This is a genomic window from Paenibacillus mucilaginosus 3016, from assembly GCF_000250655.1.
Taxonomy (GTDB): Bacteria; Bacillota; Bacilli; order Paenibacillales; family NBRC-103111; genus Paenibacillus_G; species Paenibacillus_G mucilaginosus.
Genome location: NC_016935.1, coordinates 8,511,598 through 8,537,137, shown reverse-complemented (window position 1 = coordinate 8,537,137; position 25,540 = coordinate 8,511,598). Strand labels below are relative to the sequence as shown.

The 25,540-nt window shown below is 61.2% G+C and carries 21 protein-coding genes and 1 pseudogene; 15 read left to right on the top strand and 7 right to left on the bottom strand.

Annotated features, from left to right (window positions below; genetic code table 11):
- Positions 1 to 147 precede the first annotated feature (147 nt).
- The 4 genes and pseudogenes from PM3016_RS37960 to PM3016_RS35750 all read left to right on the top strand — a co-directional run.
- Positions 148 to 652: pseudogene (locus PM3016_RS37960) on the top strand (MFS transporter); the annotation flags it as partial.
- A gap of 458 nt (positions 653 to 1,110) precedes the next feature.
- Positions 1,111 to 2,025 carry a proline dehydrogenase family protein gene (locus PM3016_RS35760; RefSeq protein ID WP_013921407.1) on the top strand — a complete coding sequence of 305 codons (915 nt, stop codon included), beginning with the start codon at positions 1,111 to 1,113 and terminating at the stop codon, positions 2,023 to 2,025.
- Between the two features lie 27 nt (positions 2,026 to 2,052).
- Positions 2,053 to 3,621 carry an L-glutamate gamma-semialdehyde dehydrogenase gene (pruA, locus tag PM3016_RS35755; protein WP_014372674.1) on the top strand — a complete coding sequence of 523 codons (1,569 nt, stop codon included), beginning with the start codon at positions 2,053 to 2,055 and terminating at the stop codon, positions 3,619 to 3,621.
- A 499-nt stretch (positions 3,622 to 4,120) separates the two neighbouring features.
- A complete protein-coding gene (locus tag PM3016_RS35750) occupies positions 4,121 to 6,166 on the top strand; it encodes a methyl-accepting chemotaxis protein (RefSeq protein WP_014372673.1) in 2,046 nt (681 codons plus the stop codon).
- A gap of 53 nt (positions 6,167 to 6,219) precedes the next feature.
- Here PM3016_RS35750 and PM3016_RS35745 read toward each other — a convergent pair whose 3' ends face one another.
- Positions 6,220 to 6,993, bottom strand: coding sequence for an MBL fold metallo-hydrolase (locus PM3016_RS35745; RefSeq protein WP_014372672.1), 774 nt, complete (start codon positions 6,991 to 6,993; stop codon positions 6,220 to 6,222).
- A 311-nt stretch (positions 6,994 to 7,304) separates the two neighbouring features.
- Between PM3016_RS35745 and PM3016_RS35740 the strand changes: the two genes are divergently transcribed.
- The 3 genes from PM3016_RS35740 (at position 7,305) to rsgA (ending at position 9,650) form a co-directional block, all read left to right on the top strand.
- A complete protein-coding gene (locus tag PM3016_RS35740) occupies positions 7,305 to 7,724 on the top strand; it encodes a MarR family winged helix-turn-helix transcriptional regulator (protein ID WP_014372671.1) in 420 nt (139 codons plus the stop codon).
- A 99-nt stretch (positions 7,725 to 7,823) separates the two neighbouring features.
- Positions 7,824 to 8,375 carry an NAD(P)H-dependent oxidoreductase gene (locus PM3016_RS35735; RefSeq protein ID WP_041619359.1) on the top strand — a complete coding sequence of 184 codons (552 nt, stop codon included), beginning with the start codon at positions 7,824 to 7,826 and terminating at the stop codon, positions 8,373 to 8,375.
- 201 nt (positions 8,376 to 8,576) lie between these two features.
- On the top strand, positions 8,577 to 9,650 hold the full coding sequence (gene rsgA / locus PM3016_RS35730; RefSeq protein ID WP_014372669.1) for a ribosome small subunit-dependent GTPase A: 1,074 nt from the start codon (positions 8,577 to 8,579) through the stop codon (positions 9,648 to 9,650).
- A 281-nt stretch (positions 9,651 to 9,931) separates the two neighbouring features.
- Here the strand turns inward: rsgA and PM3016_RS35725 are convergent, their stop codons facing one another.
- Positions 9,932 to 10,132 (bottom strand): hypothetical protein, encoded by a 201-nt coding sequence (locus PM3016_RS35725; protein ID WP_013921399.1) that lies wholly within the window; start codon positions 10,130 to 10,132, stop codon positions 9,932 to 9,934.
- 210 nt (positions 10,133 to 10,342) lie between these two features.
- Between PM3016_RS35725 and PM3016_RS35720 the strand changes: the two genes are divergently transcribed.
- Positions 10,343 to 11,434, top strand: coding sequence for a hypothetical protein (locus PM3016_RS35720; RefSeq protein ID WP_014372667.1), 1,092 nt, complete (start codon positions 10,343 to 10,345; stop codon positions 11,432 to 11,434).
- Between the two features lie 131 nt (positions 11,435 to 11,565).
- Here PM3016_RS35720 and PM3016_RS35715 read toward each other — a convergent pair whose 3' ends face one another.
- Positions 11,566 to 13,242 carry a glutamine--tRNA ligase/YqeY domain fusion protein gene (locus tag PM3016_RS35715; protein WP_014372666.1) on the bottom strand — a complete coding sequence of 559 codons (1,677 nt, stop codon included), beginning with the start codon at positions 13,240 to 13,242 and terminating at the stop codon, positions 11,566 to 11,568.
- A gap of 826 nt (positions 13,243 to 14,068) precedes the next feature.
- Here PM3016_RS35715 and PM3016_RS35710 point away from each other — a divergent pair.
- On the top strand, positions 14,069 to 14,644 hold the full coding sequence (locus PM3016_RS35710; RefSeq protein WP_014372665.1) for a hypothetical protein: 576 nt from the start codon (positions 14,069 to 14,071) through the stop codon (positions 14,642 to 14,644).
- A gap of 123 nt (positions 14,645 to 14,767) precedes the next feature.
- Here PM3016_RS35710 and PM3016_RS35705 read toward each other — a convergent pair whose 3' ends face one another.
- Entirely contained in the window at positions 14,768 to 15,100 is a 333-nt protein-coding gene (locus tag PM3016_RS35705) for a hypothetical protein (protein WP_013921394.1), read from the bottom strand.
- Positions 15,101 to 15,520: 420 nt separating this feature from the next.
- On the opposite strand from PM3016_RS35705, the gene PM3016_RS35700 reads away from it, so the two are divergent.
- Complete coding sequence (locus tag PM3016_RS35700; protein WP_014372664.1) at positions 15,521 to 16,879, top strand: DUF2252 domain-containing protein; 1,359 nt, start codon at positions 15,521 to 15,523, stop codon at positions 16,877 to 16,879.
- 116 nt (positions 16,880 to 16,995) lie between these two features.
- On the opposite strand, the gene PM3016_RS35695 is transcribed toward PM3016_RS35700, so the two are convergent.
- Positions 16,996 to 17,865 (bottom strand): EcsC family protein, encoded by an 870-nt coding sequence (locus PM3016_RS35695; protein ID WP_014372663.1) that lies wholly within the window; start codon positions 17,863 to 17,865, stop codon positions 16,996 to 16,998.
- Positions 17,866 to 18,401: 536 nt separating this feature from the next.
- Here PM3016_RS35695 and PM3016_RS35690 point away from each other — a divergent pair.
- The 3 genes from PM3016_RS35690 to PM3016_RS35680 all read left to right on the top strand — a co-directional run bounded on the left by PM3016_RS35690 (position 18,402) and on the right by PM3016_RS35680 (position 21,732).
- The gene (locus PM3016_RS35690) at positions 18,402 to 20,105 is read left to right on the top strand and encodes a proline--tRNA ligase (protein ID WP_014372662.1); all 1,704 of its coding nucleotides are present in this window, start codon (positions 18,402 to 18,404) and stop codon (positions 20,103 to 20,105) included.
- Positions 20,106 to 20,362: 257 nt separating this feature from the next.
- Entirely contained in the window at positions 20,363 to 21,208 is an 846-nt protein-coding gene (locus PM3016_RS35685) for a DUF72 domain-containing protein (RefSeq protein WP_014372661.1), read from the top strand.
- A 158-nt stretch (positions 21,209 to 21,366) separates the two neighbouring features.
- Entirely contained in the window at positions 21,367 to 21,732 is a 366-nt protein-coding gene (locus PM3016_RS35680) for a group I truncated hemoglobin (RefSeq protein WP_013921388.1), read from the top strand.
- A 249-nt stretch (positions 21,733 to 21,981) separates the two neighbouring features.
- Here PM3016_RS35680 and PM3016_RS40615 read toward each other — a convergent pair whose 3' ends face one another.
- Complete coding sequence (locus PM3016_RS40615) at positions 21,982 to 22,446, bottom strand: hypothetical protein (protein ID WP_238540664.1); 465 nt, start codon at positions 22,444 to 22,446, stop codon at positions 21,982 to 21,984.
- Here PM3016_RS40615 and PM3016_RS35675 point away from each other — a divergent pair.
- Positions 22,432 to 23,337: a cation diffusion facilitator family transporter gene (locus PM3016_RS35675; protein ID WP_051045054.1), complete on the top strand. Its 906-nt coding sequence runs from the start codon at positions 22,432 to 22,434 to the stop codon at positions 23,335 to 23,337. The genes PM3016_RS40615 and PM3016_RS35675 overlap by 15 nt on opposite strands.
- A 13-nt stretch (positions 23,338 to 23,350) precedes the next feature.
- On the top strand, positions 23,351 to 24,421 hold the full coding sequence (locus tag PM3016_RS35670) for a flavin-containing monooxygenase (protein ID WP_014372659.1): 1,071 nt from the start codon (positions 23,351 to 23,353) through the stop codon (positions 24,419 to 24,421).
- 156 nt (positions 24,422 to 24,577) lie between these two features.
- Here the strand turns inward: PM3016_RS35670 and PM3016_RS35665 are convergent, their stop codons facing one another.
- On the bottom strand, positions 24,578 to 25,333 hold the full coding sequence (locus PM3016_RS35665; protein WP_013921384.1) for a ZIP family metal transporter: 756 nt from the start codon (positions 25,331 to 25,333) through the stop codon (positions 24,578 to 24,580).
- Between the last annotated feature and the right edge of the window lie 207 nt (positions 25,334 to 25,540).

Genomic DNA, 25,540 nt, shown 5'->3' with positions numbered 1-25,540 from the left:
TGTTATGTAATTATACATTCTAGAAATCATGACATTAATGGAAAGGGGGTTGTAAGATCTTAATCTAGGTCTTGTTGATCATTATGGGCAAAAGGTCCCTGCATTCTTCCAAGCAAAGACACAGCACACAGGGAGGTTACTCTTCGCATGGCACAGACTCAAACGGCGGCACCATTAGGCACACCCAAGAAGACTGCGAACCGGGCGCTCATAGCAAGCTTGATCGGAAGATCCATCGAAATGGATTGATTACTTTTTGTACGGCACCGTGGTAATGCTGGTATTCAACAAACTGTTCTTTCCCAGCTTCGATCCGGTCGTAGGCCTGCTCCTATCCTACTTGTCCTTCGCGCTTCCCTTCTTCATCCGGCCGCTGGGCGGGGTGATCTAGTCATATCGGCGACAAGATCGGCTGCAAAAATTGGATCCACCGTGCACATCGGTCTGCTGCGGGATTATAACGCGATCGGCGTCATGGCTCCGATCCTGCTCATTCTCCTGCGCTGTATTCAAGGGCTTGGGATCGGGGGCGAGTGGGGCGGCGCGCTGCTTCTGGCCGTCGAGAGTATTCGGGGAAGAACACCGCGGGTTCTTCGGAAGCATTCCGCAGATGGGCGTCACGATCGGGATGCTGGTGGGAACGCTGTCCATCTACCAGCTTGGCGCCGCCATCGCGGGAGGCACCGCGCCGCTGAACGCGACCGCCCTGCTCAATGCCTACAACAAATTCGTGGGTGCCGGTAGCCATCTATATCATCGTCACCGGCGTGATCTCGCTTGTTGCGGTCGCTGCGGCGCGTGATTACAAAGGCAAAGAGCTCGATAACAGCTGAGTCACAGCCATCTGTGCAAGGACCGACGGAGGCCGATCGGGAGAGACAGAGTGCTCTCCCGAAGGGGCTTCTTTTTTTATGAAATACAGCTGTTGATCGTAGTTGGGCGGGCACCTTTCCCTGCGGCAGAATAGAATGTATGAACAATAATAGAATGTGTATACAAAATAATGTTCAATTGTCTATCTATCAAAGAAATTATTGTACAAAACGAGCTTGTGTTGTACAATATAATTATACACATTAGACACTGTTCAACGGGGAGGCTGCTCTGCTCATGGAAATGCTGCTGAGAAACATGTTTCAGACGCTTGGGAAAAGCCGTTCAGCCAACAAGCTTGCCAAGAAATACGGACTGCGATTCGGTGCCAGCCGCTTCGTTGCGGGGGAGACGATCAAGCAATCGATCGAAGCCGTCCGCGGGCTGAACCGGGAAGGGCGGGTCGTGACGCTGGATCACCTCGGCGAATTCGTCAGTACGGAAGCGGAAGCGAGAGAATCGGCGCAGATGTGCCTGCTCACGCTGGATGCGATCGCGGAGGCGGGTGTGCTCTCGAACCTGTCCCTGAAGATGACATCGCTCGGGCTGGATATCTCCAAAGAGCTCTGTATGTCGAATATGCGGCAGATTCTGGACCGTGCGCGGCAGTACGGCAACTTCGTGCGCATTGACATGGAGGATTATGCCCACTGTCAAATCTCCCTGGACATCTACCGCGAGCTTCGCCAGGAATACGACAACGTCGGTATTGTCATTCAGGCCTATCTGTACCGGACCGAGCAGGATATCCGGGATCTGGGAGAGCTGAAGGCCAACCTGCGGCTGGTCAAAGGGGCGTATAAGGAGTCGCCGAAGGTGGCGTTCCCCGAGAAAAGTGATGTCGACGAGAACTACAAGAAGATCATCCGGATGCATCTGCTCGGCGGCCATTATACGGCTGTGGCAAGCCATGATGCGAAGATCATCGAGTACACGAAGAACCTCGTGAGGGAGCAGGGCATCCCGCTGGACCAATTCGAGTTTCAGATGCTGTACGGGATTTGTGAGGAGCTTCAGCAGTCGCTGGTCCGCGAAGGTTACAAGGTGCGGGTATACGTCCCTTACGGCGTCGACTGGTTCGGTTATTTTATGAGGCGTTTAGCGGAGCGGCCGGCCAATGTCTGGTTCGTTCTTAAGAATATATTCAAATAACAATCCGTTCTCGAAAGGGGTAATATCATGAGCACACTGACTACGATCACACCTTATGCCAACGAGCCGTTTACCGATTTTTCCTTGGAGGAAAACCGCAAGGCCATGGAGGCGGCCATCGCCAAGGTGAAGAGCGAGCTCGGGCGGACGCATCCGCTGCACATCGGGACGGAGAAAATCGTCACCGAAGCCAAGATCACTTCGATCAACCCGGGGAATGTGGATGAAGTCATCGGTTATGTCAGCAAGGCGGATCAGGCCCTGGCCGAGAAAGCGATGAACGTCGCGCTCGAAACCTTCGAGAGCTGGAAGAAGGTGCCGGCCAGAGAGCGCGCCGAGTACCTGTTCAAAGCGGCGAAGCTGATGCGCGAGCGTAAGCACGAGTTCTCCGCAACGATGATCCTCGAGTCCGGCAAGAACTACGTGGAAGCGGACGTGGATACGGCGGAAGCGATTGACTTCATGGAGTTCTATGCGCGTGAGATCATCCGTCTCGGCCGGATCAACGAAACCCAGCCGCTGGCGAAGATTCCGGGCGAGGACAACAATATCTCCTACATTCCGCTCGGCGTAGGCGTTATTATTCCGCCATGGAACTTCCCGCTCGCGATCTGTGTGGGCATGACGACGGCGGCTGTCGTATCCGGGAACACGGTGCTGCTCAAGCCGGCTTCCACGACACCGGTCATCGCGCACAAGTTCGTCTCCCTGATGGAAGAAGTCGGCCTGCCTGCCGGCGTCATCAACTTCATTCCGGGCAGCGGCGCGGAAGTGGGCGACTACCTGACGACGCACCCGAAGACCCGCTTTATCTCCTTCACGGGCTCCAAGGAAGTCGGTCTGCGCATCAATCGTCTCGCGGCGGAGACCGCTCCGGGCCAGATCTGGATCAAGCGTGTCGTAGCCGAGATGGGCGGCAAAGATGGCATCGTCGTCGATGAGACGGCAGATCTCGATGCCGCGGCACAGGGCATTGTGGCTTCCGCCTTCGGCTTCCAGGGCCAGAAGTGCTCGGCCGGTTCCCGCGCGTTCATCGTCGAATCGGTATACGATGAAGTGGTGGCGAAGGTGGAGAAGCTCGTGCAGGGACTGAAGGTCGGCCTGCCGGAGCAGAACTTCGCAGCTGGACCGGTCATCGATAAGACGTCCTATGAGAAGATCCTCGAATACATCGAGATCGGCAAGGGCGAAGGCAGACTGCTGGCGGGCGGCGGCAAGGCGGAAGGCAACGGCTACTATATCCAGCCTACGGTCTTCGTCGATGTGCCGGGCAAAGCGAGAATCATGCAGGAGGAAATCTTCGGGCCGGTGCTGGCCATCGGCAAAGCGAAGGATTATCAGGAAGCGATCGCGCTGTACAATGATACGGAATTCGGTCTGACGGGATCGTTCTACTCCACGAATGAAGAGCGTATTGCCGAAGCGCTGGACACCATGCACTGCGGCAACCTCTATGTGAACCGCAAGTGCACGGGAGCACTGGTCGGCGTCCATCCGTTCGGCGGATTCAATATGTCCGGTACGGACTCCAAGGCAGGCGGCTACGATTACCTGCTGCTCTTTACCCAGGCGAAGCTGACCTCCCGCAAGCTGTAATCCTTCCAAGAGTCTGCAGTACCACGGCATGCCATCATGGATTACTTGAGCCCTCCGTTCTACGGGGGGTTCTTTTTATTGGATTGGATTACGTGCTGAACAGAAATGCATCAGGGATCCGTATGCGCTGCAGCGTACAGGCGCCGATCCTCCTATGGGCAGTGGCCGGCAGAGCGGCCGTTGGGTAGAAAATGGCCGCCGGCAACGCTAAAGGAACTTCTCCAAAATGCCGATGTATTGTTAGGTGTATCGTGGGGCGGTGACGAACCGAACCCGATCAACAGGCCTAACCGTCTTTCTTTTCGGGTTGGGCTTGGTGAGCCGTCATCGAAGACGGCGATTCGGACCGGGATGGCCCGGCGGATTCGCGCGAATTTCAGGTACAACGTGACGGAACAGCCTGCATCTTTAGGAGCAGGAAGGCATCAATGCGGAATGGTTTTGTCGAATCGTGTCGTTAATCAAGTGAATTTTAATATCAGGAAGGGTGGACCCAAGAATGGCACGGTTATTTACACGGAACAAAGACATGCGAACAGCGGCCAACGCCGGAGAGAAGAGGGTTCTGCTTAACCTGAAGAACAAACTGATCGGCTCCTTCGCCGTTCTTCTCCTTGTACCGACCCTCTCCCTTGCCATTGCCTCTTATCAAACCGCCAAAAGTAAGGTGGAGGAGCAGCTAATGCAGTCGGCCGGGGAGAGTGTCAAGCTGCTGGACGCGGCGATCAACGATTTCTTTGAAGGCAAAAAGCAGTCCGCCGACCTGCTTTCGGAGACGGTCAGTCTGGCCGGGATCCGTTCGGAAGGCACGAATATCGGGGTGGACCCGGCGCTGCGCAGCCAGCTCATGACGTTTATCCGCACGCATAAAGATGTTGAGATGGCTTTTGTCGGCACGGAAACGGGGCTGTACGTGGATTCGGCTGAAGTCACCAAGATTGCCGCAGACTACGATCCGCGTGCACGCGGCTGGTACAAGCAGGCGATGACCGAAAAAGGGCAGGCCGTCATTACGTCACCTTACAAATCTGCAGCAACGGGCAATCTGGTCGTAACGGTCGCAAAGTCGACCAAAGACGGTCTGGGCGCGGTGGCCCTGTCGGTTCCGGTTACGAAGCTGGCGACGATGACAGGCAGCGTGAAACTGGGTGAAGAAGGCTTTGTGTTCCTTGCAGACAAGGATCGCAAATTCGTATACCATCCGACGGTGGAAAGCGGCAAGGAACTCGGCAGTATGCCGGAGAACGAGTATCTATACAGCCATGACACGGGCAGCTACTCCTACTTGGTGAACGGCACAGACCCTAAGAAAATGGTCTTCTACACGAATGCGGCCTCCGGTTGGAAAATTATCGGCACCATGTTTGACGATGAGGTAGCCCGGCAGGCTCAGCCGATTCTGAATGCCACGGTGCTGGTGCTCGCGGTCTCCGTTCTGCTCGGAGCAGCCCTGGTGATAACCATATTGTACTCCGTTCTGACGCCGCTCAAACAGATCAACCGCGTATCGCTCAAGATCAGCGAAGGCGATCTGTCGGAAGAGATCGAAGTGAAGCGCATGGATGAGTTCGGTGTCCTGAGCACGAACTTCAACACGATGGCCCGTTCCCTGCGCCAACTGATCCAGCAGGTGAACGGCAATGCGATGCAGCTGGCCGCGGCAGCCGAGCAGCTCACGGCAAGCTCGGAGCAGATCAGCGAGGCCGGCAAGCAGGTCGCCCAGGCGGTGCAGGAAGTGGCCGACGGCTCCGGTGAGCAGGTGGTCCGCGTGAATGAAACGCGCGGCGAGATGAGCGGCATGACAAGCCAGCTGCAGCATATCTCCCGCAGCGCGGATGAAGTGGCCGAGGCGGCGGGACATACCGAGATGACGGCGAAGGACGGTAATGAGGCGATCCTCACGATTATCGGCCAGATGAATTCGATCGGGGAGAAGGTCATGCAGCTGTCCTCCGATGTGGCCGGTCTTGGCGAGCGCTCCAACCAGATCGTCAAGTTCGCGGAAGTCATCACGGAAATCTCCTCGCAGACCAATCTTCTCGCCTTGAACGCGTCCATCGAAGCGGCACGGGCGGGGGAGCAGGGCAAGGGCTTTGCCGTGGTCGCTTCGGAGATCAAGAAGCTGGCGAACCAGTCCAGTGATTCGGCACACCAGATTTCGCAGCTCATCGCTGCCATCCAGAAGAGCACGGAGACGACCGTGGCTTCCATGGACATCGTCACGAATGAAGTGAAGCAGGGCGTGTACATGGTCGACGCTGCCGGCGGTTCGTTCCAGCACATTCTGGAGTCCATCCGCAATGTGGCGCTGCAGATCGAGCAAGTGTCGAAGGCGACGCAGGGCATGGCCGGCAATTCGGAGAATGTGCTTCAGGCCATTGCTGCCGTATCGGGCATTTCGGAGGATGCGGCGGCCAGCATTCAGCAGGTGGCTGCCAGTACGGAAGAGCAGCTCGCTTCCATGCAGGAGGTTGCTGCATCGTCCGCAGTACTGGGCCAGATGGCGGAGGAACTGCAGGAGACGGTAGGCAGGTTCAAGGTGTAAGGCAGCAGGCCTTCCCGGGGGATTTTCCGGGAAGGCTTTTTTGTATTGGAAGATCACTTCGCGGGCTGCTGATCGGCACCGGCGGAAGGGGAGAGCTTCGTCAGCTCCAGGAGCTGCGACCGGGCATCTTCCGAACACAAGCCCCCGTGATAGCAGATAATGCGGTCGATCTCGTAGGGGAGCAGCTTGTGCAGCGACTGCAGAGCAGCTTCCATATCCAGCGTGTTGTACGCGATCGGGCCGCGCAGAGTACCGTCGGCACATACCAGGGCATCGGCCGCGATCAACGTTCGGCTCTTCTCGTGATACAGGCTGACGTGCCCTTCCGTATGGCCCGGCGTATGGATGACGCGAATGCCCCCGCAGTAAGGGAGGAGCTGGCCGTCCTCGAGCAGGCTGTCAATGGGGGCTGCCGGCGGATTCTCACATTGAGCCTGAAGCTGTTTCCGTGCCTCTTCGGGCAGCCGGGAAAGAATAGGCGCCATGGCGGCGGGGGTGGTTTTGATGAGCGGGAGCTCGCCCTCGATATAAGGCTTATCGAGAGGATGGGCATATACCTGCAATGTATCGGGGGCAGACCGGATGACATCCGGCGCGCTGCCGATATGATCGAGATCCTGATGGGTCAGAATCAGGGCGGTAAGCCGCTCCGGCGGGACCCCGGCTTCCTGCATCGCGGCGAGGAGCTTCGGCAGAAACCCGGGCATGCCCGTATCGATTAACACGGCGCTCTCCGCATCCCAGATCAGTGTGGGGTAGAGAGTGGTTCGTCCTCCGAAGCCCTCGGCTTCGAGCTCCAGCATGGCTATTCCGTCTGCTGCAATCATGTTCGTCCATTCCCCTTTCATGGTTCCATAATTTGGCTACGCAAATAGTTGTACCACATAGGGGCGGAATGATTCAACATAAAAATATTCCATTATACCACAAAAATAATTATTTGTCAATGAGCAAAAGTGCGTGAGGGCGTGGTCGGAAAGGCATATCCATTGTGTTCGGGAATAGGGCTCAGGGATCAGGGAGCGGAAACGGGCGATTTCAGCGTCGGTCGTACTGCTTATTGTAAAAATATCCCTTGACAATGATACCCACCCCAATTATTGTTGTATGTACAAACAACAACGAGGGAATGACGACCATGACCGAACCCAATTTTGACAAGTGTCTGTACTTCACGGTTAGCAAGCTGAACCGGACGATCACGCGGATTGCGGAAGAAGAGTTCTCCCGCATCGGGTTGTCTCCCACGTACGCTTTCCTGCTTATGCTGGTGAACAGCACGCCGGGCATTACACCGACGGAGCTCAGTGAGAAACTCTTCGTCACTCCCTCCACGATCACCCGCTTTCTCGACAAACTGGAGGGGAAGGGACTGGTCCAGCGGAAGGGAGCCGGCAAGCGGATCTGCGTCCACCCGACGGAACAGAGCCTTGTCATGCAGGAGAAGCTGGATGCCGCATGGGACAGTCTGTGCCCGCGCTACTTCGAGCTGTTTGGCGAAGAGATGTGCCGCGAGCTGTCCAGAGTGGCCAAAGAAGCGGCGGACAAAGCGAAATAGGATAGCCTTCCTGCACGAATCCGGGGTTATGAGAGTCCGTCATGACGGTCTTCTCTTGATATATATTTGTATGTACAACCAAATGAGGAGTGATCCATGATGAAAACGTTAGTGCTTGTTGTCCACCCGAACCTGGCTGCATCCCAGGTGAACCACCGCTGGGCGGCAGCGATCGAGGGGCAGGAGGGAGTGACCGTTCACCGCCTGTATGAGGCGTATCCGGATTGGCAGATCGACGTGGCGAAGGAGCAGGCGCTTCTGGAAGCTCATGACCGGATTGTGTTCCAGTTTCCCTTCTACTGGTACAGCTCGCCGCCCCTCCTCAAAAAATACCTGGACGACGTGCTGACCTACGGCTGGGCGTACGGCTCGGCAGGCACAAAGCTGCACGGCAAGGAGCTGCTTGTGGCCATCTCCATGGGAGGGGCGCATGAGGACTACCAGCCCGGCGGCCGGAACCAGTTTACGATTCCCGAGCTTCTGAGGCCGTTTCAGGCCACGAGCAATATGACGGGCATGAAATACCTTCCGGTGTTTTCCTACGGGGGCCTTCTGAAGCAGAGCGAAGCGGATCTGGACCGGAGTGCGGAGCTCTATGTGCAGCATGCGCTCCGTGCCGAATTTAGCCCGCTGCCGCTGATCGAAGTGTAAGGGACGAAAATACGAAGCCGCTTGGGCTTCGGCAGTCAGAGGAGTAACGCACCCGAGGAGGGTCTGTGTCCGGGGCTTTGGCGGGCAGTTTGATTCACAGTCATTCTTTCCATGTCCCGTCCCTGCCTTATGCCATACAATGAGAATACACTGTGACGCCGGGCGTCATGCATTCGATTGAAGTATGGAGGCTAAATACCATTGACGACAACAGATATGGCCGAGTGGGGCTGGGATCCCAAGTGGGCTGAAGCGTTCGGGGAATACCGCGAAGCGGGCTTGGTGCCCGGGCGGGTCACCCTGGAGCATAAGCACATCTACCGGGTCATGACGGAGGAAGGCGAACTGCTCGGGGAGATTGCCGGGCGAATGCGCCATGAGGCGTTCGGGCGGGCCGATTATCCGGCGGTGGGCGATTGGGTGGCCCTGCAGCCCCGGCCCGCAGACGGGCGCGCCACGATTCACGGCGTGCTGCCGCGCCGGAGCAAGTTCTCCCGCAAGGCGGCCGGCCCGGCCGTCGCAGAACAGATCGTGGCCGCCAACGTGGACACGGTTTTCCTGGTGCATGCGCTGAACCAGGACTTCAACCTGCGGCGGCTGGAGCGGTATTTGACCCTCGCCTATGAAAGCGGCGCCCAGCCGGTGGTGCTGCTCAGCAAGGCGGACTTGTGCGCGGATGTGCCGGGACGGGTCGCCGATGTGGAAGGCATCGCCCCCGGCGTTCCGATCCACGCGGTCTCTTCGCTGCAGGATGAGGGACTCGAGGCGCTGCGTCCGTACCTCGCGGGAGGCCGGACGGCGGCGCTGCTTGGTTCCTCGGGCGCCGGCAAATCGACGCTCGCCAACCGCCTGTACGGCGAGGAAGTGCTGCACACCGGCGGGATCCGCGAGGGGGATGACCGCGGACGCCATACTACCACGCACCGCGAGCTGGTGAGGCTGCCGGAGGGCGGCCTGCTGATCGACACGCCTGGGATGCGGGAGCTGCAGCTGTGGGATGCCGACAGCGGGCTTGACCTGGCCTTCCGCGATATCGAGGCGCTGGCCGCGGGCTGCCGCTTCAGCGACTGCAGCCATGGGGGCGAGCCCGGCTGTGCGGTGCAGGCGGCCTTGGAAGAAGGCACGCTTCAGGCGGCCCGCTACCGCAGCTACGTGAAGCTGCAGAAGGAGCTGGCGTTCGAGGCGCGCAGGGAGGACCCGGCGCTGCAGCGGGAGGAACGCGACCGGTGGAAGAAGATTCACAAGCAGGTGCGCAAGTCGCCGGGCCGGCACTGAGAAGCGCATGGCGGCAGCCGCGTAACGCCGATCAGGGGAGCGAAACGCAGTCGGGCTCAGGGACGGAGTCCCGGCCGGACTCGGGAGGGGCGTACTTGACGGGGGAATAACACCCGGAGGCGCGCTCTGGTGGATCTTCGCCGGAACCTGAACAAGACGGAGCTCTCTCGGAGGCCCGTCTTGTTTGTTTTATATGCGCTGAAGGGTATGGGGCAAAGAGGCAGGTGGTTGATACTTAGGTGTTGTATGTGTCTTACATGCGGAGGAGCCCGGGGAGGGCTTTACTCCGCCGGTTCTTCCGAGGATTCCTTGACCGGCAGGATCTTGAACCCGAGTTTCGCCCCGGTTTCGTAAGTGAACGAGAACGAGCCGGTCATGTCCTCGTCGCTCATGCGGCCTTCCGTGACTTCATTCATCAGCCAGTCGTTGACAATGGCAAGCAGTCCGCTGAACCATGGTTCGATAATATCGGTTTTCATCATGTACCCCCTAGGTAACGTAATCTTGGCTCTTGATATGGCCCTGATTGGTTGTGGTATGTAATTTGTATAAACAATTCATCGGCTGATCAAGGCGTTCAGTTTAGTGGAAATTGAATGGAAGCTTCACGAAGGTACGCGGCAGGGTAATAATCCGTAATGCTGCCCGGGGATAGGGATCTGGAGCGGATGAACCAAAAGGGGGCGGGAGCCATGTATCGGACGTTGGTGGTAGGCCGGGCGGTCGCAGACCCGGAGCGCTTCAGGCAGCTTCTGGGTCGGATGCGGCCCGGCGGGATGGAAGCCGAGTTCACGGAGCAGGGCGCACCGGGCTGGAAGAAGGCGGCCGGGCTGCGGCCGGATTTGATCCTGCTGGCGCTCGAAGGCTCCGAGGAGGAGGCCGAAGAGGCCGTGAGGGAGTGGAAGACCCGGCAGCCGCAGGCCAAGCTTGCGGCCGTGAAGCTCGGCGGCGGTGCGGGTCCGGCCGCGGGGAGCGCAGGGGAGAGCGAGGCCTTGCCGGGACCGCTGGAGGCTGGGGCGGCTGCCGGCCTCATCGGGGAGCTGGCGGCCCGCCTCCATGCCGAGCGCCGGGAACGGGAAGCGGAGCTGCGGCTGGCGGAGAGAACGATGGAGCTCATGCCGCTGACCGAGCAGGAGCTCGTGCTGTCGCTGATGCTGGAGGACGAGCCCGAAGAGGTGCTCGGCCCCTTGTTCGCGGGCCTGGGCCTCTCCGAAGTGTACGGCCGGGCGGCCGTTATCGCTCTGCCGGAGGCGGACGGGGCCCTGCAGCTCCCGGCAGGCATGGGCGCGGTCCAGCTCTACGAGGCGGTGCGCAGCAAGGCAAAGGCCGACGGCGAGTTCGCCGTCGTAGGCCCGGCGGTGGGCCGCTGGCTCGCTGTCCTGCGGCTGGGCACACGGCCGCAGGCCGAGGCGCCCGGCTTCGAAGGGAGCTGCCGGGCCTGGGCCGAATCGCTGGCCGGCTTCCTGACGATGCAGCTCGGCCTGCGCTGCCTGATCGGGCTCGGCTGCCTTGGGCAGGGAGCCGAAGGCCTGCGGCAGTCGCTGCGGGAAGCGGCGGAGGCGATGGAGCCGGCCGGGGGTGAAGGAGCGGCTAAGGCGGCTGAGGTGCCTTGGGCCGCCGGCCGGGACGTGATCCGGCAGGAGCTGCGGCTGCTGCGGGAAGAGCGGGAGCGGCGCCTGCGGCCGGCCGTACAGCCGGAGCCGGGCGCGGCGGAGGCGGCGGGCGGCGTGGAGCCCATACCGTCGGGGGCGCTGGATGTGCCGTTTGCTCCGACCGGGCGCTGAGGCGGGGCGGCAGCCCCAAGCAAGGACGCGCACCGTCGGCCGGCTGACAGCATGTATACCAAGAAGCCCCTTCTCGTGGCAGACACGGGAAGGGGCTTTTGGGTGTTCATTGTATCGAAGCGTACAGACGGTTATTTCTTGGCGTCGAAGGAGCTCTTGAGCGAAACGATGCGGTTGAAGACGAGCTTCTCGCCTGTCGTCTCCTTCGGATCGACGTTGAAGTAGCCGTGGCGGAAGAACTGGAACTTGTCCTGTGCCTTCGCGTCCTTCATGTTGTTCTCTACGAAGCCCTGCAGCTTCTCGAGCGACTTCGGATTGATGTTGTCGAGGAAGGACTCGCTTTCCTCGCCCTCTTCTTCGAGGATGAGCGGCTCATACAGGCGGAATTCCGCCGGCCGGGCCTGGGTCGCTTCGATCCAGTGGATCGTGCCCTTGACCTTGCGTCCGGTGAAGCCGCTGCCGCTCTTCGTCTCGGGATCGTACGTGCAGTGAAGCTCGATCACGCTGCCGTCGGCGTCCTTCACGAAGTTCTCGCACTTGATGAAATACGCGTGCTTCAAGCGGACTTCGTTGCCCGGATACAGACGGTGGTAGCCCTTGACCGGCTCTTCCATGAAGTCGTCCCGCTCAATGTAGATCTCGCGCGAGAAAGGAATCTGGCGGGAGCCCATCGCTTCGTTCTCCGAGTTGTTCTCGGCTTCCAGCTGTTCGATCTGCCCTTCCGGATAGTTCGTGATGATTACCTTAAGCGGCTGCAGAACCGCCATCGTACGCGGAGCCTTCAGCTTCAGGTCCTCGCGGATGAAGTGCTCGAGCATCTTATCATCCACGACGCTGTTGTTCGTCTTCACGACGCCGATCTCGCGGCAGAAGTCGCGGATCGCCTCCGGCGTGAAGCCTTTGCGGCGCAGACCTGAGATCGTCGGCATGCGCGGATCGTCCCAGCCGTCCACGACCTTCTCGTCGACGAGGAGCTTCAGCTTTCTTTTGCTCATGACCGTGTTGGTCAGGTTCAGCCGTCCGAATTCGTACTGGTGCGGGGTGCAGTCCATCTCGCATTCCCGGACGACCCAGTCGTACAGCGGGCGCTGGTCGGCGAACTCGAGCGTACAGATCGAGTGGGTTACACCCTCGATGGCATCCTCCAGCGGGTGGGCGAAGGCATACATCGGGTAGATGCACCAGGCATCGCCCGTGTTGTGGTGATGCGCATGCGAGATTCGGTAGATGACCGGGTCGCGCAGGTTGATGTTCGGCGAAGCCATGTCGATCTTGGCGCGGAGCACCTTCTCCCCGTTGGCGAACTCCCCTGCACGCATGCGGGCGAAGAGATCGAGGTTCTCTTCGACGCTGCGTCCGCGGTAAGGGCTCTCCTTGCCGGGCTCGGTCAGCGTGCCGCGGCTCTCGCGGATCTGGTCGGCGCTCTGGTCGTCGACGTAAGCGAGGCCTTTGCGGATGAGCAGCACGGCGCGGTCATACATTTCGCCGAAGAAATCGGAGGCGAAGGTCAGGCGCTCCCATTCGAAGCCGAGCCACGCGACGTCTTCCTTGATCGATTCGACGAACTCGGTATCTTCCTTCGCAGGGTTCGTGTCGTCGAAACGAAGATGCGTCCGGCCGCCGAACTCGTCGGCGATCTCGAAGTTGAGACAGATCGACTTGGCGTGTCCGATATGCAGGTAGCCGTTCGGCTCCGGCGGGAACCGGGTGACGACTTCTTTCACCTTGCCCGATTTGAGGTCTTCGGTGACGATGGTTTTGATAAAGTTGTTGGATGATGCCGGCGCAGCCGGTTTTGCTGTTTCCATGTCGGATAACCTCTTTTCAGGATAACGTGTAGAAATAACTGCCAGCTGGCGAACGATTATCTCTCTATAATACACAAAAAAAGCCATAAATATAATGGCTTTGCACACGAATCTATGAAAATGGCGGGCCGTTTGCAAAAACGGGAAGCATAGGCCGGTGGAATCGGTGTGGGGCAGATGGACGGTGCGAACCCGGACCACCGCTGGAAGACAGCCGGCAGTGGGCGAAAGCAGGGGGAGGTGTGATGGAAGGCGGAAAAACCGTGTTAGCGGGAGAATCAAAGGCAGCATCCGTCATATTAGCACGGAAAATCCGTGTAAGCAGGCGAACGGCGTGCGGGAGCAGGGGATTGGATGTGGTTTAAGACGGAAAAACCGTGTTAGCGGGGGAGCCCAAAGCCGCAGTGGCATTTAACATGGAAAATCCGTGTAAGAGGGCGAACGACGTGCGGGAGCAGGGGATTGGATGTGGTTTAAGACGGAAAAACCGTGTTAGCGAGGGAACGAGGGTCCGCATCGGCTATGTAACACGGAAAATCCGTGTAATAGGGAGAACGGCGTGCGGGAGCAGGGGATTGGATGTGGTGGAAGACGGAAAAACCGTGTTAGCGGGAGAGCCAAAGGCTGCATCGGGCATGTAACACGGAAAATCCGTGTAAGAGGGCGAACGGATTGAGATCCGGCATGCGCTATAGTCAAACAAAGGCAGGTCCGACCTGGTAACCGCATCGGCTGCGGGCTTATCGTCCATGCCCTGGTGGGGGAACGCCCCACACCTTTGCCCGTCCCTCCACATAAGATGGAGTAAAAGGAGAGGGTCACTGTCATGAAGGCCAATCAGACATCGGGACGGTGCATAACGACAGCCGTCCTTCAGAAAGCAGCAGGGGCGATGCTCCCGTTCTACCACCGGATCGCCACGAACCGGGCCTTTGCGGCGGCCTGGACGAAGGGGGTACGCCGGGGGGATCTCGGGGTGCTCGAGCGGCTGCTGCGCGAGGTGCAGCTGTACCTGCCGCGCATCTCGTCTTTCTCGACGAACGGCATCGGTTATTTCGTCGACTTCCGGGCGCCGCGGCCGGTGCTGCAGTACACGAACGGGACCTCCCTCCGCCCGGGAACGGCCCAATTCTACTTCAACACGGGGGTGCACCGCTCCATCGCCCGGGTGCTGGTTCCGCTCTACCGCGAGATCGTGCGCAACAAGCCGTTCGCCCGTCTGATTGTGGCGGCGGTCCGCTCGGGCAACACGGGACTGCTGACCCGGCTGGTCCGCAGCAAGGTCACGACCCGTGCGCTCAAGTCCGTAACGATTGAGTTCTCGGGTTTCGCGCTCGGCTTCCGGTATGCCGCCAGCCCCTACACGTTCTACAACCAGTTTTTCCGTGAGCTGACTCCATGAGTGCGGGCCGCCGGCTCCGACTGTCCGAAGCCTTTTCGAGCCGAACCGGAACTAACCCCTGAACCTACCGGTCAGGGGTTGTTTGGATGGTTACGGTTTGAAGGCCGGGCTGTTCCCGGCAAGTTACGGTGTATTCCTTCCGTAAGGCGCGGGTTCCTGCAGCTGCTGCAGGAGCTCGGACGCCTTGTGGATGTCTTCCGTGTGCACATCGAGCTGAAGATGCTCGTTGTTAAGCGGATCGACCGCGGCCGCCGCGGTCTGGATCGTGCCCAGATGCGAATCGGCGTTGGATTTGAGCCGGCAGCGGATGCTCTGCGACTTGAGATAGCGGTAATGGTCTTCGAGCCTGCGGGCATCGGGTCCGATGCCGCTCGAAACGGTTGTCCAGCCGGCATTGCGGCGGTACAGGAAGTAGCAGGCAGCCGCCAAAACCAGGAGAATCAGCACAATGTCCATGAGAACACCACCTTCGTCAGAGTAGAGATACATAAGCTGTACCAAACAATTAAAGCGATTACAAACCAATATTTGTTAGTTACCATACCATGGAAACGGATTGGAATCAAGCATCCGGCAGATGTGATGATTCAGAAAAGCAGTGGTGAACTGGAGAGGGGCTGCCATAGGTGGACAGCAATGCTATGGGGGCAAGCGATGAATCGGCGGCAGCAGGGCGGTTCCGCTTGATTACCCGTTTCTTCGGAGGTTGAAACACCTTCGGTGAATGATTTTGGGGTTCGTCCGGCCGTGATTTTCTCTGCGTTGACAGACCACTGGGGGTAGGCTACGATGGGGGGAAAACGCCCGGGCTTACCCGGGCGGCCAAGCACGTTCGAGGGAAGCGGTAACCCTCCGGGTGGCGGGAGGAGACGGAGAATGAGCACGCACACATTGACTGAACGCGTCCGGGTGACGCAGAAGCGCCTGCGCAAAGAGATGCTGGCCAGCGTATTGAACGAATTTGACGGAAGCCTCATGGGCCTGCCGGAGGACAAGCGGCGCCAGAAATACGCCAAGATGGCGGGCAGTCCGTTTTCCTTTTACCGGGGAAGCGCCTATTTGTTCTACTTTGACGTGTCCCGGGAGTGGTTCCCGTACCATACCGATCCGGCGCGCCCCACGTGGATCCAGGGAGATCTACACTTCGAGAACTTCGGCGCGTTCCGCAGCGAGAACGGCCGGATGGTGTATGATGTGAATGATTTTGACGAGGGCTGTCTCGGCTCTTATCTGTACGACCTGCTGCGGATGTCGGTCAGCACGGCACTCGTCTGCCGGACCCTGGAGATCGATCCCGCAGGACAGAGAAAGGCCATTACGCACTATCTCGCCTCGTATGCCAAACAGATCCGCCGGTTTGCCAGACGCAAGGAAGATCCGCGCACGCTCGTCTTCGATAAGGAGCATACGGGCGGGGCGATCCGCCGCCTGCTCAAGAAGACGGAGAAGCGGCTCGCCTCGCACTTCCTGGAGGGGGTCACGACGCTGACCCGAGATACCCGCAAGTTCACGAAGTCGGAGGAGATCCTGCCGCCGACGCCTGAGGAGAAGGCGGCGCTGGAGACTGCCTGGCCTCAGTATCTGCAGACGCTGCAGGCCAAGGGGATCAAGCCCGAAGGGTATTACCGGATCAAGGACCTGGCGGTGAAGCACGGATCGGGAACGGCCTCTATCGGCCTCGACCGCTTCTATGTGCTGATCGACGGGGAAGCCGGGGAGCAGGGACTTGACGATATCGTGCTGGAGGTCAAGGAGGTCAGGGCCCCGGTGCCGGCGTATTTTGTGGCGCGCAACGATGCGTTCTGGGAGCACATGGGCCATCAGGGCAAGCGGGTCATCCTGACCCAGCAGGCGATGCACCATGAGGCCGATCCGTTCCTCGGGTACCTGACGATGAGTGGAAGGGATTTCTACGTGCGGGAGAGATCTCCGTACAAAAAACGGCTGAAGTCGGACCGGCTCGAAGGGCCGGACGAGCTGCACGGGGTGCTGAAGACGATGGGGCAGATCACGGCCAAGCTGCATGCCAGAGCAGACGCTGATATGCACCAGGGGTTGATGGCGTATCACAGCGAAGACGAGATCGACCGGGCGATCGGAGGGGACCGGGAGGCGTTCTGCGATTATATCGCCCAATGGGCCGTTGCCTATGCTTACCAGGTGGAAGAGGATTACGCCCTGTTCCTCGAATGGCTGGAGGAACGCAGAGGAGACGGGGCACAGGAACGGACATAGGGTGGAAAAGAGGGAGGGGAGTACGGCATAGGGCCGTACTCCCCTCTTGTGCGGCCGGAAGGTCACATGTGCTGCCCCGCAGGAGACCGCCCTGCCGCTTCAGACCTCCCGCTGCGCTATCTGGCGCCGGCGGCTTCCTCGAGCTCCCGCATCCGCTCGAGCACCCGGCGCTTGCGGTACAGCATCGTGCCGGCTTCCGCCACATCCTGCAGCGTGCTGCGGTTCAGGAAGGCGCCGAACACCATGCCGGCGATCGGCACCATCTGGAAGAGCTTCTTCCAGCCGAAGTTATCCCGGTAGGCGGCGATCACTTCCCTCCAGCCCTGGAGCTGGGAGAGGGCGTCGCGCTGCCGGCTCTCGCTGCCGAAGTCGGAGAGCTCGCTAAGGACGGCTTTTTTGCCTACGATGTCGGAGTTGACGAACTGCAGACACTTGATCACGAAGACGCGCTCGCTCTTCTCCTTCGGGTCGAAGCCGTACACGATCGCCAGCTCCTGCAGCACCTTCAGCGACAGCCCGAGCAGCGCGGGGATATCGATGGCGAGCGTGAAGATCCCGCCGAAGCCGGTCGTCGCCCCCTGGGCCGTGGCCAGCGTGACCCGGCTCTGAGCGAGCTCCGCCGCAGCCGCATCCATGACGGACAGCGGCAGACCGGCAGCTGTCTGCATGGTCAGGGGGCCTTCCAAAGGCCGGCCGCCGGCCTTGCGGTGTCCTTCCTCCAGCCGGCCCAGCATCCCCCGTTCGGAGATCAGATAACGGCCGCCCGTCTGCACGAAGCTGCCCACCTCGTCCATGGCAAGGCCGATTTTATCCTGGATGAACTTCGGGGTGAGCTTGTCAAGGAGCTGGAACGGAAGGCGTCCGATTTTTTCCCAGAACCACAGATCCTGCTGGCCCTTCTCCCAGGCCTCGATCTCCCGCAGCGCGTTCTGCAGATCCTGGACCGTCTCGGCCCGGGCGGACGTCCCTTGCTCGGGTGTTGTCATAGCGCTTCACTCCTTTGTTCTTGTTATGTTCTAGTACGCAGCGGGAGAGGCATTGGGTGCAGGTTGGGCCGGAAAAATACCAAACGGCTCTCTCTTCAGGGGCGGAGCCGCTCTTTCGGTGACCGAACCAAGCCGTGAATGGCCGAAGGCTGCAGGCAAGCCGGCAGGCACTTGCCAAATGGAAGAAAGTGGTGTACATTGGACAGTAACATTTTGCACGCATATGCCAAAAAGCATTCGACCAAGGACACAGACCTGCAGCTTCAGCCGGTCCAGAGAGGGCGCCCCTGCTGAGAAGCGCCTCCGGCTCGCGCAGTGTCTCCCGCCTTGGAAGCTGCTGGGGGGAAAGGAAGAGGAGGGCTGCCTCTTCTTAGTAACCGCAGCCGGGCCCATCCCGTTATCACGGAAGAGGAGACGCCACCCGTACGGCAGTAGGACGGGGCGGACGTTGACAAATTAGGGTGGTACCACGGCACGCTTTCGTCCCTGACGAGGCGTGCTTTTTGGTGTGCCCATCACCGTAAGGAGGGATGGTCATGAAGCAAAGTACACTGTTCATGCCTACGCTGCGGGAGGTACCTGCAGAGGCGGAGGCGGCGAGCCACCGGCTGATGCTGCGGGCCGGGCTGATCCGTCCGCTGGCGGCGGGAATCTATTCGTACCTGCCGCTCGGCCGCAAGGTCCTGCGCAGGGTGGAGGAGCTCATCCGCCGGGAGATGGAAGCGGCGGGTGCCCAGGAGGTGCTCCTGCCTGCCATGCAGCCTGCCGAGCTGTGGCGGGAGTCCGGCCGCTACGGGGTGTACGGCCCTGAGCTCGTCCGGCTGACGGACCGACACGGGCGGGAGTTCGCCCTCGGACCGACGCACGAGGAGGTCATTACGACGCTGGTGCGTGATGAGATCAGCTCTTACCGCCGGCTGCCGATGACCTTGTATCAGATTCAGACGAAGTTCCGGGACGAGCGGCGTCCGCGGTTCGGCCTCCTGCGGGGAAGGGAGTTCCTGATGAAGGATGCTTACTCCTTCGATGCCGACTGGGAGGGTCTGGACCGGTCATACCGGCGCATGGAAGCGGCATACCACCGGATCATGCAGGGCTGCGGCCTGCGCTACCGGGCGGTGGAGGCCGATTCGGGCTCCATCGGAGGAGAAGGGGGCACGCACGAATTCATGGCGCTGTGTGCGGTCGGCGAGGACACGATCGTCAGCTGCACGGCCTGTGATTACGCCGCCAACCTGGAGAAGGCGGAGGCCGCCTGGACCCCGCCCGAGGCCCCGCAAGGGGAGGTGCCGGTGCCGGATGCGGAGCGCTGGCACACGCCGGGCGTGCGGACGATCGCCGAACTGACGGAGAAGCTCGGGGAAGAAGCCGGTCTGCTGCTGAAGACGCTGATCTATCTTGCCGACGGGCAGCCGGCCGCCGTTGTTGTGCGGGGCCTCCACGAGGTGAACGAGGCCAAGGTGCGGGCTGCGCTCGGCGCAGACGTGCTGGAGCTTGCCGATGCCGAGACAACGCAGCGCGTGACCGGTGCTCGGGTCGGCTTAGCGGGACCTGTCGGGCTGCAGGTGCCGCTGCTGGTGGACCGCGAGGCGGCGGCCCTGGCCGAAGGCATCACCGGTGCGAACGAGGCCGACTGGCATCTGCGGCATGTCGTGCCCGGCCGGGATTTTCCGCTGGAGCGGGTGGGTGATTACCGCAATGTACGCGGGGACGACGCCTGTCCGCGCTGCGGCGGGGGGCTCGAGCAGCACCGGGGCATCGAGGTGGGTCATGTGTTCAAGCTCGGCACGAAGTACAGCGCGAAGCTGGGGGCCGTCTTCACGGATGAGACGGGGGTGGAGCGGCCGATGATCATGGGCTGCTACGGCATCGGGGTGTCGCGGATCCTCTCCGCGGTCGTAGAGCAGCATCACGACGAGCAGGGCATCGTCTGGCCGGAGGGTCTCGCCCCGTTCGATGCGCACCTGATCCCGCTGGGACAGGAGGGCCCGGCCGCCGAGCTGGCGGACCGGCTGTACGCTGAGCTGCGGAGCCGGGGGGCCGAGATGCTGCTCGATGACCGGGCCGAGCGCCCGGGCGTGAAGTTCAAGGATGCGGACCTCATCGGCCTGCCGGTGCGCATTGTGATCGGCCGGGATGCCGCCGAAGGCTTCGTCGAATATAAGGAGCGGCGCAGCGGGGAGACCTTCAAGCTGACGGCGGAGGAAGCGGCGGCCCGTGTTCTGGCAGGCCGGGCGTAAGGCTGGGGCCGACATGCAGCTTCAAGTGAGCTTCCGAGCTGGGGCGGCCGGGGCCCGGTGCCGGGTAGGGCAAATCGCAGGATGAAACACCGGAAGATACAGGCTTTGAACGAAGACTGTGAAGGAAAGGCTTGGGGATCAGGCCCAAGTAGTCAAGAAGGGGCTCTGCGGGTAAAAAGGGGCAAACACGGAAGCGTCGGCTGGGTCTGCGGGGCAAGCGGGGGCCCGGCCAAGGAATGGTGAAAGGAGGCGGGCGCATGATCCGGATCGGACTTGCGGGCTGGGGCGACCACGACGAGCTGTATGAGAAGGGCACGGCAGCCAGGGACAAGCTGAGGGTGTACGGCACCTATTTTGGCTTAGTGGAAGTGGACAGCTCGTTCTATGCCGTACAATCCAGGGCGAATTACGAACGCTGGGCGGCCGATACGCCGCAGGACTTCGGATTCGTCATCAAGGCGTACCAGGGAATGACCGGGCACCAGCGGGGCCGAAGCCCCTTCCCCGACGAGGAGACGATGTTCGGTGCGTTCCGGGAGTCGATCGAGCCCGTCAGGGAAGCCGGCAAGCTGAAGGCCGTGCTCTTCCAGTACCCGCCGTGGTTTGACTGCAAGAAGGCGCATGTGGAGGAGCTGCGGCTGGCCCGCGAGCGGATGGGGGATCTGCCCCTGGCGCTGGAGTTCCGCCACCAGAGCTGGTTCGCCGAAGAGATGCGGGAGAAGACGCTCTCGTTCATGCAGCGGGAGGGCTGGATCCACAGCATCTGCGACGAACCGCAGGCCGGTCCCGGCTCGGTTCCGACCGTGCTTCAAGCTACGGATAGGAGACTCACCATCGTCCGGATGCACGGGCGCAATGCGGCGAACTGGAACGGAGGCGGGGGGCCGAACTGGCGGGAGGTTCGCTACCTCTATAACTACAGTGAGGAAGAGCTGCTGGAGTGGAAGGCGAATCTGGCTGTGCTCGGGGAGCAGACGGAGGAGGTATGCTTCATCTTCAACAATAATTCGGGCGGTCATGCGGCCGGCAACGCGGTGAGGCTGATGGAGATGCTCGGGCAGCCGGTGAGGCCGTTTGCGCCGCAGCAGCTGGATTTGTTCTGATGCCGGCAGGAGGGGAAGGATGATTTTACCTGCTGCCGGACAAGCTATACGGGTGATAAAAGAAGAGACCTTCGGCCGCAGGATGCCGGCGGGGACGGTTCGTTCTCAGCCGGGAGACGGGGGGCCGGGGGCTCTATAAACCGGGAGGAATGCGAGAGATGAGTCAATCTGAATCGATCTATGAGAAGCTGGGCGGGGAGGCCGCGATCGGGGCGGTCGTGGATATTTTCTACAAAAAAGTATTGGCCGATGATACGGTCAACGGGTTCTTCAAGGATACGGACATGGAAAAGCAGCGCAGGCACCAGACGAAGTTCCTGAGCTTCGCGCTCGGCGGACCGGCCCAGTACACGGGGGCGAGCATGGCGAAGGCGCACGAGGGCATGAACCTGCAGCCTATCCACTGGAACGCGATCGTAAATCACCTGACAGCCTCGCTGCGGGAAGCGGGCGTCGGCGAAGGCGATATCGATACGATCGTCAGCCACGTGGCGACCCTGAAGGACGATATCCTGAACAAATAACACGGAAGCGGCGGGATGCCGGCATCTGCCAGAAGCGTTCTGGTCAGGGGCCGGCATTTTTGGGTCCTAACGGCTTGGAGACGCCTGTCTCGTCGAGGGTCCCCCTGGGGCCTGTTCGTTTAAAATGGGCCCGGCAGGCGGTTGACAAAAGCGGATCCCGGGAGGCATACTAAACATATGAATACATGCTCATATGTTTAGATCTTGGATGCGGCTGGGCCGCCTCCAAGGAGGAAGAGGGAGGAATGGTCAATGGGCGGCAGCGGCGGTAAGGATGAGGAAGCGGTGAAGGGACAGGGAGCGCACTCGGGGGGCGGCCAAGGGCAGCCGGCAGCAGGCCGGGACGGTCACACGGCCGGCGAACGGGGGCTTACGGCCGATCGCGGGAAGACGGAACGCTCCAAGTCTCAGGGAGAAGAAGGGAGCACCGGATCGACAGCGGGCCACCCGGGTAAAAGCTGCAGCGGCGGTAACGGAGAGGAAGCCGAGGGACATGTCCAGGCTGCCGATACACATGGCGGCTGCAGCGGGCATGCGCATGAGCACGGGCACGGGCGCGTTGATCACGATCAAGTTCACCACGAGCACGACCACGACCATGACGGGCATGCGCACGATCACCCTGATCATGGCCATCACGGGCACAGCCACCATGGGCATGACCATCATGGTCACGGACATCATGGACACCATCACGGTCTGCTCGGCCATCATCACCACGGTCCCGATGCGGTGCGCGAAGGGAACAAGCGGGGACTGCTGTTCGCCCTGCTGCTGACCGGAGGCATCCTCCTGCTCGAGTTCGTCGGCGGGCTCTGGACGAACAGCCTGGCGCTGCTCTCGGATTCGGGGCATATGCTCAGCGACACCGCCTCCCTGCTGCTCAGCCTGGTTGCGGTGACGCTGGCGGCCCGCCCGGCTTCCGAGCAGCGCACCTACGGCTACCACCGCTTCGAGATTCTCGCCGCGCTGTTCAACGGACTGACGCTCTTCCTCATCGCCGGCTGGATTATCTACGAGGCGTACGGCCGGCTGCTGCAGCCGCCCGAAGTGGCCAGCGGCGCGATGATGGGCATTGCAGCTATCGGGCTTGGGGTCAATCTCGTCAGCGCCTGGGCTCTCATGCGGCAGGGCGATGTCAAAGGGAATGTGAACCTGCGCAGCGCCTACCTGCACGTACTGGGTGATGCGCTGGGCTCGCTGGGTGCGATCCTGGCCGGGGCGATTATGCTCCTGACGGGCTGGTACGCGGCCGACGGGATCATCTCCGTGCTGGTGGCGCTGCTCATCCTGCGGGGAGCCTGGGATCTCATCCGGCGGACGCTTCACATTCTGATGGAGGGCACTCCGGCGGGCTGTCAGCCAGGCCAGGTGAAAGCGGCGCTCGAAGAGCTCGACGGGGTGATCGATGTGCATGACCTGCATGTCTGGACGATCACCTCCGGGCTCGATTCGCTGAGCTGCCACCTGCTCATGGAAGACGGCCGGGACAGCCAGGAGCTGCTCCAGCGGGCGATCCGGCTCATCGAAGACCGCTTTGGGATCTCCCATGTAACGATTCAGGTGGAGACTTCAGTGAACCGGCACGGCGAGCTGCGGGTGTAGGGAGGATGGAGCCATGTCATGGGATGCCGAAGTGCTCATCATCGGCGGCGGCCAGGCAGGCCTCGCTTGTGCCCAGGCGCTCGCGGAGCGGGGCAGGGAAGCGCTGATCCTGGACGCCGGCGCGGAGCCGGGGGCATCCTGGCGCAGCCGCTATGATTCGCTGCGGCTGTTCACCCCGCGCCGGCTGAGCGGGCTGCCGGGGCTGGCGCTGCCCGGCGACCCGGAAGGCTTCCCGGGGAAGGACGAGCTGGCCGATTACCTGCTGCGCTATGCGCGGCATTTCGGCCTCTCCGTCCGCAGCGGGACGCGGGTCGGGACGCTGAAGCGGCACGGCGCCGGCTTCGCGGCGGTAACGGCAGCCGGCAGCGTCTATACGGCGCGCGCCGTCATTGCCGCCGGGGGCGCCTTTGGCCAGCCGCGGGTGCCGGGCTTTGCTTCGGCGCTGGCGCCCCGCATCGCCCAGCTGCACTCGGCGGCCTACCGCCGCCCGGACCAGCTGCCTCCGGGCCCGGTGCTCGTGGCCGGCTGCGGCAACTCCGGCGCGCAGATTGCCGCCGAGCTGGCGGCGGACCGGCCGGTGCTGCTTGCTTCCCGCCGGCCGGTCCGCCTGCTCCCGCTGACGATGCTCGGCCGCAGCACGTTCGGCTGGATGAACACGCTGGGACTGTTCGCGGCCCCGCGGAATTCGGTGGTGGGGCGCGCGATGCGCCGGCGTCCCGACCCGATCTTCGGCCTGGAGCTGCGGGAGCTCATCGGGACCGGCCGTATCCGCTGGAAGCCGGAGGTGACTGGGGCCGAGGGAGAGCGGGTCCGTTTTGCGGACGGCTCCGAGGAGCAGCCGGCTGCCGTCATTTGGGCGACGGGCTTCCGCCCCGATTTGGGCTGGATCGACGTGGAGGGAGCGGCGGATGAGCTGGGGCTTCCGCGGCATCACCGGGGGGTCTCTCCGGTGGCCGGCCTCTACTTTGCGGGCCTGCCGTGGCAGCATACGCGCAGCTCCGCCCTGATCTGCGGTGCAGGACGGGATGCGGCATATGCGGCGGAGCACATTGCCGCCTATTTGCAGGATCATCGGCCCATTTAGCAGGCTATCATCGGCTGGAGTGCCTTTTGCCCCGGCATACGAAAAAAGCGTCCCCCCGTTTGGCAGGGGGACGCTTTTTTCGTTGGTCCGTTAGTTCCTGCCGCCGGGCACCCGGACCAAGGGCAGCCACAACGAGCCCCTTTGCCTGCGGCCATCTCACGCCAGGTGGTCGAGCACGAGGGAGACGAGCAGTCCCAGCGACGCGATGAAGCCGATGACCGGTCCGCCCTCTTCGTACGCCTCGGGCATCATGGTCGAGGCGATCATCGCAATAATGCCGCCGCCGGCGAAAGCGGCAATGAACGCCATGACCGCCTCCGAGGCGTTCTCCATGAACGCAAAGCCCCCCAGCGAGCTCAGGGCCGAGATGACCATGACGGAGGCCCAGAGGATGAGGATTTTACCCTTGGAATAGCCCCCCTTCCGCAGGCCTGCGGTGGAAGACAGTCCCTCGGGAATGTTGCTGAGGAAGATGGCGATCACGAGCAGCCAGCTCACGGAGCCTCCCTCAAGCAGGGACGCTCCGATCATGATCGACTCGGGAATGGCGTCCATGACGGTGCCTGCGAAGATGGCGAGCCCGCTGCTGCCCGTCCCGGTGTCCTCTTCTTCACACCGCTGCTTGCTGTGGTCGGATCGTTTGCGCTTCGAGCCCCCCTTGCGGGAGATGTAGACGTCGAAGGCGGTGAATACCGCCGCGCCGATCAGGAAGCCGCCTGTCGTCGGCATCAGCCCCCCGTCCCTCACCGATTCGCCGAGCAGCTCATAGGCGGCCGCACCAATGAGCACGCCCGTGCCGAACGCCATGATATACCCGATGATCTTCTTCGGAATCGTGAAGAGAATCGCCGCCAGGGCGCCGAGCAGAACGGCGGAGCCGGATACCGCTCCCCACATCGCCGCTTGCCACATGATTCGATCCCCCTTTTTCCGTTTCGCTTTATTTCTCCTATTTTAACCAGAATCTTCAATAAAAACAAAAAGGAAGGATGTCCGGGGAGAAGGTAGTGCTGAGGTCAGCCGGATGTCGGGGCAGGAATGGGAGCGGGGCGGCCGCTTCTATCGACAGGATGGTCCATCCTCAGCCGCTTCCCGCAGGAACGTATGTACGCTATAATG